At 65.0% G+C, this 11,086-nt stretch carries 9 protein-coding genes; 5 read left to right on the top strand and 4 right to left on the bottom strand.

Translation table 11 applies throughout. The features are described from left to right. Positions 1–182: 182 nt before the first annotated feature. The 4 genes from D779_RS12865 (at position 183) to recQ (ending at position 5,329) form a co-directional block, all read left to right on the top strand. Positions 183–419, top strand: coding sequence for a DUF2934 domain-containing protein (locus D779_RS12865; RefSeq protein ID WP_043754675.1), 237 nt, complete (start codon positions 183–185; stop codon positions 417–419). Positions 420–821: 402 nt separating this feature from the next. After that, positions 822–2,600: a GumC family protein gene (locus D779_RS12860; protein WP_043754642.1), complete on the top strand. Its 1,779-nt coding sequence runs from the start codon at positions 822–824 to the stop codon at positions 2,598–2,600. Then, a complete protein-coding gene (locus tag D779_RS12855; protein WP_043754640.1) occupies positions 2,588–3,439 on the top strand; it encodes a CpsD/CapB family tyrosine-protein kinase in 852 nt (283 codons plus the stop codon). Before D779_RS12860 ends, D779_RS12855 begins: the two co-directional genes overlap by 13 nt. Positions 3,440–3,478: 39 nt before the next feature. Then, complete coding sequence (gene recQ, locus D779_RS12850; protein WP_043754637.1) at positions 3,479–5,329, top strand: DNA helicase RecQ; 1,851 nt, start codon at positions 3,479–3,481, stop codon at positions 5,327–5,329. Positions 5,330–5,484: 155 nt separating this feature from the next. Here recQ and D779_RS12845 read toward each other — a convergent pair whose 3' ends face one another. Then, the gene (locus D779_RS12845) at positions 5,485–6,375 is read right to left on the bottom strand and encodes a phosphoribulokinase (protein WP_043754635.1); all 891 of its coding nucleotides are present in this window, start codon (positions 6,373–6,375) and stop codon (positions 5,485–5,487) included. 138 nt (positions 6,376–6,513) lie between these two features. Between D779_RS12845 and D779_RS12840 the strand changes: the two genes are divergently transcribed. Then, entirely contained in the window at positions 6,514–8,604 is a 2,091-nt protein-coding gene (locus D779_RS12840) for an ATP-binding protein (protein WP_043754633.1), read from the top strand. A gap of 44 nt (positions 8,605–8,648) precedes the next feature. On the opposite strand, the gene D779_RS12835 is transcribed toward D779_RS12840, so the two are convergent. The 3 genes from D779_RS12835 to rsxD are packed head-to-tail and all read right to left on the bottom strand — an operon-like array spanning position 8,649 to position 11,049. Then, positions 8,649–9,362 (bottom strand): electron transport complex subunit E, encoded by a 714-nt coding sequence (locus tag D779_RS12835; RefSeq protein WP_043754631.1) that lies wholly within the window; start codon positions 9,360–9,362, stop codon positions 8,649–8,651. Next, positions 9,359–10,012: an electron transport complex subunit RsxG gene (gene rsxG / locus D779_RS12830; RefSeq protein WP_043754629.1), complete on the bottom strand. Its 654-nt coding sequence runs from the start codon at positions 10,010–10,012 to the stop codon at positions 9,359–9,361. Before rsxG ends, D779_RS12835 begins: the two co-directional genes overlap by 4 nt. Next, positions 10,009–11,049 (bottom strand): electron transport complex subunit RsxD, encoded by a 1,041-nt coding sequence (rsxD, locus tag D779_RS12825; RefSeq protein ID WP_043754627.1) that lies wholly within the window; start codon positions 11,047–11,049, stop codon positions 10,009–10,011. Before rsxD ends, rsxG begins: the two co-directional genes overlap by 4 nt. Between the last annotated feature and the right edge of the window lie 37 nt (positions 11,050–11,086).

The raw sequence follows: 11,086 nt of genomic DNA, 5'->3' as shown, positions 1-11,086 counted from the left end.
GCGCGAGCGAGTCGGCGGTGCGGACCGGCGTCAAGACCGTCCGGACGAGCCTGGAGACTGGACCTGGAATTCGCGCGCCGGATTGGCCATTCTAAGTTGCGATCGCGGACCTGGCACCATCCGCAGCCATTCAGGCACGGCCCATTCCGCGTCCGATGATGATCAATTGGGATGACAATGGCATGAACCCAGATTCGAATGAAGACCCGACGGCGGCGCAGCGCCACGAAATGATCGAGATCGCCGCCTATTATCTGTCCCGGAAGCGGGATTTCGAGCCCGGCGGTGCCGAGGCGGACTGGTTGGCTGCCGAGCGAGCCATCGACATCATGATCGCCGAGCGCCTTTTCGGTCGCTCGATGGCGCCCGAGGCCAGGGCCGAGATCATTCGCAATGCCCTGGTTCTTCAGCCGGATTGAACGGGAATGGCCGGATCGCTCGATCGGCGTGGCGATTCGGCTGGGCGTCGAGGCGCCAGTTCGCATGGCATGAGGCCAAAAAAAAAGCGCGACGTATGTCGCGCTCTCAAAATTACCACCAAAGGAGGATGGAGGAGTGCACTGCAGCTCATGGAGCTTCAGTACATAATAAGTTTCTTATTTACTTCTCGATTTGTCAACCTCGTGTATTCGATGGCGTTGCTCATCGGGATCTTCGGGCATGATCCATCCTTGATAGAATCGCCGCCCATGACTTGTGCGGGACAGGACTCGAGTGGTTGAGGCCCAAATGCCTGATCTCCCCATGAGGGCGCATCGCGGCGTTTCCCCGTGCCGTGGAGCTGCGATCGCGCCCGTGTTCGATCTCCAGGAGATTCCCAGGTGGATGAGCAGATTCTGACGCTCGAAGACTATCTTGCCGTGCTGCGGCGTCGAAAGTGGCAGCTGGTCGTGCCCATGGCCCTGCTGGGGGTGTTTGCCGTGATGGCGGCGCTGTTCATCCCGGCAACCTACCGCTCGAGCGCCACGATTCTGATCGAGCGTCAGGAGATCCCGGACGATCTGGTGCGCACCACGGTGACCAGCTATGCCGATCAACGCATCCAGGTCATCAGCCAACGGGTCATGACCACGGCCAATCTCAGCCAGCTGATCGAGCGCTACGAGCTCTATCCCGAGGTTCGGGCCAAGGAAAGCATCAACGTGGCGGTTGCTCGAATGCGCTCGCGGATCAGCCTCGACATGATCAGCGCGGATGTCATGGATCCGCGCAGCGGGCGTCCCCAGGAGGCCACCATCGCCTTTACGCTCGGGTTCCAGGACGCTTCCCCGGTGATCGCGCAGAAGGTCACCAGCGATCTGGTCTCGCTGTTCCTGAACGAGAACCTCGAGGCGCGTACGGCGGCCGCCGACGAGGCGACCAATTTCCTCAAGGCCGAGGCCGACCGGCTCGGTCAGCAGATCAGCACGCTCGAGGCCCGCCTGGCCGATTTCAAGGAACGGAACGGAGACAACCTTCCCGAGCTCATGTCGCTCAACCGCGAGCTGATGATGCGCACCGAGGAGCGTCTGCGGGACAATGCCCAGTCCAAGCGCACGCTCGAACAGCAGGCCATCTATCTGGAATCCGAGCTGGCTCAGCTCAGCCCCACCATCGCCGGGGCCGATGGCGCCAGCCTGGAGGGCTATCTGGAACAGCTCCAGGCTCAGTACGTTCGCATCAAGCAGAAGTACTCCCCCGAGCATCCCGACCGTATTCAGATGGAGCGTGAGATCGCCTCATTGCAGGAAATGGTGGGGCATTCGGGGGGCGGGCCGAGCGGGTCGCGTCTGGCCGATCTCAAGGCCGAGCTCGCATCGCTCCGCAAGCGCTATTCGGAGGATCATCCGGACGTCGTCGCCCTCGAACGCAGCATCGCCTCGACCGAGGCGCAGATGGCGACGGCGCGCAAGGCCGGTCGAGACGGCGATGCCCTGGCGTCCGCGGCCGACAATCCGGCCTATGTCCAGCTGCTCGCGCGTCTGGACGCGGCGCGCATCGAGATCGATTCCCTGAACAAGGCCCGCGAGGCGCTCGAGCAGCAACTCGCGGACTACGAGGAGCGGATCAAGGCCGCGCCTAGAATCGAGCAGCAATACCGCGCCCTGACCCGCGATTACGAGAATGCCTCGCGCAAGTATCAGGAGGTGCGCGAGAAGTCGCTCCAGGCCGAGCTGGCCCAGGCGCTCGAACGCGATCGCAAGGGCGAGCGCTTCTCGTTGATCGAACCGCCCCTGGTTCCGGAGAAACCGGCCAAGCCCAATCGGTTGGCGATCATGGTGCTGGGATTCGTCCTCTCCGTCGCTGGCGGGGTCGGCAACGTGGCGTTGCGCGAGGCGCTCGATCGGGGGCTGCACGGTGCTCGTGCGGTTCAGTCCGCGACCCGAGCGCCCCTGCTCGCCGTCATTCCACTGATCACGACCCGGAAGGACCGAGAACGAAGGAGGAGACGCATGACCTATCTGATCGTCGGCGGCGTCGGTGTCCTGATTCTGGCCGCGCTGGCCTTCCATGTTCTGGTGATGCCGCTCGACGTGCTCTGGTTCAAGCTTCTGCGCCGTCTCGATACACTCATGCTGACCCAATCCAACCCCTGGGGTGCCATGCCATGGAACGTCTGAAGAGAGCGATGGATCGGGCGCGCGCGGAACGTCAGGCCGCATTGTCCGGTTCGGCGGCGCCGCAGCGGCAGGACAAGATCGCCACTGTGAGCCGGCTGGAACCCGCCCAGCCCAAGCCTCCGGCGACCGATGTCAAGGTCGATTACACCCGCACCGCGACCGTCCGGATCGATGCCGATGAGCTGCGCGAGAGACGCATCTTCCTGTCCGATGGCCTCGATCCAGTCACCGATGCCTACAAGGTGCTGCGAACCCACGTGTTGCAGCGGATGCGGGCGAACGGCTGGAGGACGCTGGCCGTGACCAGCCCGGGCGTCGGCGAAGGCAAGACGATCACCTCGATCAATCTGGCGATCAGTCTCGCGCGCGAGGTCAATCAGACGGTCCTGCTCGTCGACCTGGATCTGCGCCGGCCCTCGATCGGCCGCTATTTCAGCGAGGGGCCGACGCTCGGGATCAGCGATTACCTGACCCATGGAACGGATCTGGCCGACATGCTCATCAATCCGGGCGTCGATCGCCTGGTGATTCTGCCGGGGCACGATTCCTTCACCCATTCATCCGAGATGCTGTCCTCGCCGCGCGTGGTGCAGCTGGTCTCCGAGCTCAAGGGACGCTACGAGGATCGTCTGATCCTGTTCGACATGCCGCCGCTCTTCGCCGGCGACGACGTCATCGCCTTCCTGCCCTATGTGGATGCCGTGATGCTGGTCGTCGAGGACGGCAAGGTCAGCAAGGCCGAACTGGAGCAGGCGGACCACCTGCTGAGCCAGAACAACCTCATCGGGATGGTGCTGAACAAGGCCGAGCCGCTTGGCGAGCCCGCCGGGTATTACTGAGCGCCGGGGATCCGGCCGCGATTCCATGAGATGACAGGGATGTCCGAATCGGCGTTGCAGATCCTGAGCCGCGTGTTCGGTTACGAGCGTTTCCGTGGCGAGCAGGCAGAGATCATCGGGCATCTGGTCTCCGGCGGCGATGCCCTGGTGCTGATGCCGACCGGTGGCGGCAAGTCGCTCTGCTATCAGATCCCGGCCTTGATGCGCTCGGGCGTCGGGGTGGTGGTCTCGCCATTGATCGCGCTCATGCAGGATCAGGTGGACGCATTGCGGCAGCTCGGCGTGCGGGCGGCCTTCCTCAATTCGTCCCTGACTCAGGGACAGGCCCGCGGTGTCGAGCGGGCGATGCTCGACGCGGATCTGGATCTGGTCTACGTCGCCCCCGAGCGTCTGCTGACCGAGCGTTTCCTGGCGCTGCTCGAACGGATCGAGATCGCCCTGTTCGCGATCGACGAGGCCCATTGCGTCTCTCAGTGGGGGCACGACTTCCGGCCCGAGTACATTCAGCTCGGACTGCTTCAGGAGCGCTGGCCCGGTGTCCCCCGCATCGCGCTCACGGCCACCGCCGACACCCCGACCCGCAACGAGATCCTGACGCGTCTGCGTCTGGACCGGGCGCGCCGTTTCGTTTCTAGCTTCGATCGGCCGAACATCCGCTATCGGATCGTCGAGAAGTCCAATCCCCGCCAGCAGCTGCTCGCCTTTCTGAAGGGGGAGCATTCTCAGGATGCCGGGATCGTCTACTGTCTGTCGCGGCGGAGGGTCGAGGAGACCGCCGCCTTCCTGCAGGGGCAGGGGTTCACGGCACTGCCCTATCACGCCGGTCTTCCCGCCGAAACGCGGCGCCAGCATCAGGCGCGATTCCTGCGCGAGGAAGGGCTCGTCATGGTGGCGACCATCGCCTTCGGGATGGGGATCGACAAGCCGGACGTGCGCTTCGTCGCGCATCTGGATCTGCCCAAGAGCCTGGAGTCCTACTACCAGGAGACCGGACGCGCCGGGCGCGACGGACTGCCGGCCGACGCCTGGATGGCCTACGGGCTGGCGGACGTGGTCATGCTGCGGCGGATCATCGACGAGTCGGAGGCGGACGAGCGCTTCAAGCGGGTCGAGCGGCACAAGCTCGACGGGATGCTCGGCTACTGCGAGACCACCGAGTGCCGGCGCCAGGTGATGCTCCATTATTTCGGCGAGCGTCTGGACGCGCCCTGCGGCAACTGCGACACCTGTCTGGACCCGGTGGAGACCTGGGACGGGACGCTCGCGGCCCGTCAGGCGCTCTCGTGCATCTACCGCACCGGTCAGCGATTCGGCAGCGCCTATCTGGTCGACGTCCTGCTCGGCAAGGATCTGGAACGCATCCGCCGCTTCGGTCACGACCGGATCAGCACCTTCGGCATCGGGCGCGATCTCAGCGCCGACCGGTGGCGCTCGGTCTACCGTCAGCTGGTCGCGGCGGGGCTGGTCGAGGTCGATATGGAGGGGCATGGCGCGCTGCGTCTGACCGAGCGATGCCGGCCATTGCTCAGAGGCGAGACCAGCATCCAGCTGCGTCGCGATCCCGACCGCAGGAAGGCGCGCGTGTCCGGCGCGAGCCGGCCGGCGGCGGTGACGGCCCCGAGCGATCCGGAGACCGCCGCGCTTTGGGAGTCGCTGCGGGCCTATCGCCGCGAGTTGGCGCGGGAGCAGAACGTTCCGGCCTACGTCATCTTCAACGACGCCACCTTGCGCGAGCTCCTCATCCATCGTCCGCGCGATCTGGATGAGATGCATGCCATCAACGGCGTCGGCCAGGCCAAGCTGGAACGCTTCGGCGCGGGCTTTCTCGCCCTGCTGGCGGAACACGAGGCCGCGCATGGACGTCCTTCCGCGCCGCCCCCCCATGGATGATCGGGGGAGCCGGAACCGCTGAGGCCGGGGTGGCCGATCATGCGGAATGCGCGCGGAGAGCCTGGTGACGCCGGCATCATCCCGCCGGCCGGGTGTCTGGATCCGGCGGGTGCCGGCCGGGGCGATCGGTCCCCGGCCGTCCCTCGGGAGAGGCCCTAGACCTTGCGCGCCTCCATCATGCGCTCGATGATCGGCTGGAGGATGATCTCCATGGCCATCCCCATCTTGCCGCCCGGAACCACCATGCTGTTGCGCCGGGACATGAATGATTCGTGGATCATGGACAGCAGATAGGGGAAGTCGACCTCCAGCTTTTCCGGATCCTTGAAGCGGATGATGACGAAGCTCTCGTCCGGTGTCGGGATGTCGCGGGCGATGAAGGGGTTCGAGGTGTCGACCGTGGGAACCCGCTGGAAATTGATATCGGTGAGCGAGAACTGGGGCGTGATGTAGCGGATGTAGTCGGGCATGCGGCGCAGGATGGTGTCCACGATCGCCTCGGCCGAATAGCCGCGCTCCAGGTTGTCGCGATGGATCTTCTGGATCCACTCCAGGTTGACGATGGGCACCACGCCGACGCCCAGATCCACATGCTGGGCGACATTGTCCTCCTCGGTGACCGCCAGACCGTGAAGGCCCTCGTAGAAGAGCAGATCGGTGCCTTCGGGAAGGTCCTCCCAGGGGGTGAACTGACCGGGCGCGAGGTCGGTGCCGAGACGGGCGTTGTGCGCGTCGGCCTCCTCGTCGCTGTGGATGTAGTAACGTTTATTGCCCATGCCGGTCTCGCCATAGTCGCGGAACAGCTCCTCGAGCAGGTCGAAACGGTTGGCCTCGGGGCCGAAATGGCTGAGGCTTGTGCCGTGCTCGGCGGCCTTGGCCATCTCGGCCTTCATGGACACGCGATCGAAACGATGGAAGCTGTCGCCCTCGATGACGGCGGCGCTGATGCCGTCGCGGTAGAAGATGTGCTCGAAGGCGCGCTTGACCGTGGTGGTGCCGGCTCCGGACGATCCGGTGACGGCCACGACTGGGTGCTTCTTGGACATGATTTCTCCCCGTTCTCTTGCTATTCTGTTTTTCGTTTTGTGTATCATTAGATTCCAATGATGGCCTAATATATCACGAACGCCGCGCGCCGAACCCCGGCTGCCGCGTCGTTTCGCACCTTGGGGAGGGAACCCTGAATGCCCGTCGAGGGTGCCGATGGATGGCTCGTCCGATGGCTCGGAATCCCGCGCGAGCTGAGCGGCAATCCCGAGCTGCAGTCCGCCCTGGTGAGGCTGGCGACCTGCGTTCTGGGATCCGCCTATATCGGGGCCGGGATCCGGATGCATTACTATCAGGTCGACATCCCGCTCTATCTCTGGGTCTTCGGTGTCTATCTGCTGACGAGCTGCGGATTGCTGGTCAGTGTCATGTATCGCCCGGTGTGGCGTCTGAGGCGCTATCTGTCGCTGTCCCTGGACGTGGTCGTCGTCAGCCTCGCGATCCTCATCATCCGCGACGCCATCAGTCCCTTCTATCTGCTCTACATCCTCATCTTCATCTCGGCGGGGACGCGCTACGGCCGGGGGCATCTGTACCTCGCCACCCTGGTCGCGGTCGTCGCCTACGTCTTCGTCCTGATCCAGCTCGACGAATGGCGCCATCATCCCTTCGAGGCGAGCTTCTTTCTGCTGCTCCTGATCCTGTTGCCGCTCTATCTGGGCGGACTGCTGCGCCGTGTACAGGTCGCCCGCGATCAGGCCGAACGGGCCAACCGGGCCAAGGGGGATTTCCTGGCCGTCATGACCCACGAACTGCGCACACCGCTGGCCGGACTGGTCGGGATGGTGGAACTCTTGAAGACCTCCCGGCTCGACGAGGAGCAGCGCGACTATGTGCGGGATATCGACGCCGCGGCCAATTCGCTCTCGATGCTGATCGGCGACGTCCTGGATCTGTCCAAGATCGAGGCCGGCAGGCTCGAGCTCGAAACCCTTCGCTTCGACCCGCGCGATCCGATGCGTGAGGTCTGCGGCGTGATCGAGAGCAAGGCGCTGGAGGCCGGTCTCGATCTGATCTGCCGGGTGGGCGACTCGGTTCCGCGACAGGTTGTCGGCGATCCGCTGCGGGTTCGGCAGATTCTCTTCAATCTGGTGGGCAACGCGCTCAAGTTCACGCCAGAGGGGCATGTCGCGCTGACACTGGACCTGAGACCGCCGGAGGCCGGTGTGGATGCGGCACACCTCTTGTTCGAGGTCGAGGATACGGGGATCGGCATTCCGGCAGACAAGCTCGAGATTCTGTTCGAGGGTTTTCGCCAGATCGGCGATTCGACCACGCGCCGCTTTGGCGGCACCGGTCTGGGTACGACCATCTCGCGCAATCTCGCGCGCCTGATGGGCGGCTCGATCCAGGTCGAGAGCCGTGAGGGTTTGGGGAGCCGGTTCCTGGTTCGCCTGCCATTGCTGGATCCGGTCCTGTCGGATCCGGATTCCGGCACCAGGCTGGGGCTCGGAGGCGTGCATGTACTGGTGGACGAACCCAATCCGCTTCAGCGCGAGGTCATCGTCGAGGCGTTGAGCTCGGCCGGCTGTTCGGTCTCCTGCCCGAGCGAGTCGGAGCGGATCGAATCGGATCCGAATCCGCCGGATCTGCTCCTGATCGGCGACCATCCGGCCGGGCGCGATTTCGAGGCCGCTCTCGAATCCGCCCGACGGATTCTGGGGGGCGTGCCGCCGATTCTGCTTCTGACCTATCCGGGGCGGCGTCCGCTGCCGCGCGGTCGGGCTTTGTCCTATCTGAACAAGCCCTTCCTGCCAGACGATCTCCTGGGGCGCGTCCGCGAGCTCATGGGGCATGAGCCGGCCGGGCCGCCGAGGCGCGAGTGCGAGCCGGCCTCGGCCCTGACGCCCATCCGTTCCGAGCGATCCATCCGGGTTCTGGTCGCCGAGGATACGGATCTCGCCGCCAAGGTCCTCCTGGCCTTTCTCGAGCGCATGGGTGTGGAATGCGACCGGTTCAGCGACGGCGAAACCGCCCTGAGGGCGGCATTGACCGGCGTCTATCGGCTGGCCATCGTCGATCTGCACATGCCTAAGCTGGACGGGGTCGGGTTCGCCGGGCGCTACCGCGACCTGAGCGCGGGCCGGCGACTGCCGATCGTCGCTTTGACCGCGAGCGCCTCCGAGGAGGCGAAACGTAACTGTCTCGAGGCAGGGATGGATGCCTTCCTGGTCAAGCCGGTTCGGCCGCAGGATCTGCGCGAGACGATCGAGCGGCTGGCGTGCTAGAGCTGCCAGCCGCCAGTCATCGCGGTCTCGCCGCTGGCCACCGATCAGCCGGCCGCGGGCTCGGGTGGCTGGGTGGCCGCTTGAACGGGTTTGGCGCGACGGGCGGCCGAGAGACGCTTGACCGCTTTGTCGATCAGGTTCTTGAGGGCGATCATGAGGCCCAGTCCGATAAAGGCCCCGGGTGGCAGGATGGCGATGAGCGCACCCTGGTAGTCGTCTCCGAGGTGGAACGTCAGATGTCTGCCCGCCTCGCCCAGCAGCAGCTCGGCCTGGTTGAAGAGGGTGCCCTGTCCGACCAGTTCGCGCAGCGCGCCGAGCGAGGTCAGGACCAGGGTCGCACCGAGCCCGACCGCGAGCCCGTCGACCAGCGCCCGGTCGACGCTGTGCTTGGAGGCGAATGCCTCGGCGCGCCCGATGATCATGCAGTTGACCACGATCAGCGAGATGAAGAGACCCAGCACCAGATACATCTCGTAGAAGAAGGCCTGCATGACGAGCTCGACCAGGGTGACGAAGGAGGCGATCACCAGGACGAAGACCGGGATGCGGATCTCGGGCCGAACCAGGTTGCGCACCAGCGAGACGGTCGCGTTCGAGCAAACCAGCACGGCGGTCGTCGCCAGTCCCATGCCCAGTCCGTTGGTGGCGGAGGTGGTGGTGGCCAGCAGAGGGCAGAGCCCGAGCAGACCGACGAGCATCTGGTTGTTGCTCCAGAGCCCTTCCCCGAAGATTCCGGCATAGCCTTTCGTCGCCTTCATCGGTCCTTGTCTCCAGCGGGTTGTTCCGCGGCCTCGGAGGCCGGTTCGAACAGACGGTCACCTTGGTTTTGGACATAGATCAGGGTGTTCTTGACCGCGTTCACCACGGATCTCGGCGTGATGGTGGCGCCCGTGAACTGGTCGAACTCGCCGCCGTCGCGCTTGACCGCCCATTTCTCGGGCGGCGGATCGGTCAGCGATTTGCCCTTGAACTCATAGACCCAGTCCGACTTGGCCTCCTCGATCTTGTCGCCCAGGCCGGGCGTTTCGTGATGCGAGATGACGCGCACGCCGCCGAGCGTGCCGTCGTGCATCACCGAGACCAGGAGCCGGATGGGGCCCGCGTAGCCGTCGGGCACCACGGGCTCGAGCACCACGGCGACCGGATCGTCGCCATGGCGGACGCGGTAGACCTGGGTGGCATCGGTGCCGAGCAACTCGCGTGCCTCGACCTGGATGTAGTCGCGCAGCGGATCGTTGTCCGAGGCCCCCTCGGGCAGGATGGCCGCGAGCTTGCGCTGCATGGCCTGATACTGGTTGTCGGCGATGCGCTGGTCGACCATCGCGTGGGTGACGGCGACCAGGGCGACGCCGCTGGTCGCGAAGGCCCCGAGCACGGTTCCGGCGAGCAGAATGGTCTTGGTCTTCATATGCCTTTTCCCCCATGCCCGAAGACGCGCGGTTGGGTGTAGTGATCGATCATGGGGGCGGCGATGTTCATCAGCAGGACCGCGAACGCGACCGCGTCCGGGTAGCCGCCCCAGGTTCGGATCACATAGACGAGCACGCCGATGGTGGCCCCGAAGATGATCTGTCCTCTTTGGGTCGTGCTGGCCGTCACCGGGTCCGTCGCGATGAAGAAGGCGCCCAGGATAGCCGCGCCGCTGAACAGGTGGAAGGCCGGGAAGGGATGGGTCTGTGGATCCAGGGTCCAGAAGAGGGTGGCGCAGACCAGGAGGCTGGCGAGCATCGAGACCGGGATGTGCCAGGTGATGATGCGCCGCCACAGGAGATAGAGGCCGCCGAGCAGGAACCAGGCGGCGATCCATTCCCAGCCGCGTCCGCCGAAGTTGCCCCAAAGCGGGCTCTGTCGGATCTGGTCGAGAGTGAGGTTCTGATCCAATTTGCCGCGCATTTCGTCGAGCGGGGTGGCCGAGGTGATCGCGTCCCAGGTCAGACCCTGAGGCAGGCTGCCATCCAGGATGATGCGCAGCGACTCCATGAACGACAGATGGTGCTCGGCCAGCATGGACGGCGTCAGCCAGTTGGTCATGGCGACCGGATAGGAGACCAGCAGGAAGACATAGGCGGCCATCGCGGGATTGAAGGGGTTGTAGCCCATGCCGCCGTAGAGCTGCTTGACCAGCACGATCGCGAAGAGGATGCCCAGCAGCGTCAGCCACCAGGGCAGGATGGGCGGCACCGAGATGGCGAAGAGCACCGCGGTCACCACGGCGCTCAGGTCGCCGATGGCCGGCAGCGGCGAGCGGCCGCGCGCCAGCAGCACGGCGCTTTCGGCGAGCAGGGCGAAGACGATCGCGAGCCCCATGTTGATCAGCAGTCCCCAGCCGAAATACCAGGTCATGGCGAGGACGCCCGGGATCAGGGCCAGCAGGACCTGCAACATGATCCGGTCGACCCGGTTCACGCGCGCGACATGGGGGGAGGAGGCGATGAATGTCTTCATGATCTCAGCGGAAAATCCGTATGGCGGGATGGCATCT

The organism is Imhoffiella purpurea (genome assembly GCF_000585215.1).
In the GTDB taxonomy this organism is placed as follows: Bacteria; Pseudomonadota; Gammaproteobacteria; order Chromatiales; family Chromatiaceae; genus Imhoffiella; species Imhoffiella purpurea.
The sequence above is the reverse complement of the archived record's forward strand: the minus strand, read 5'-3'. Positions and strand labels throughout refer to the sequence as shown.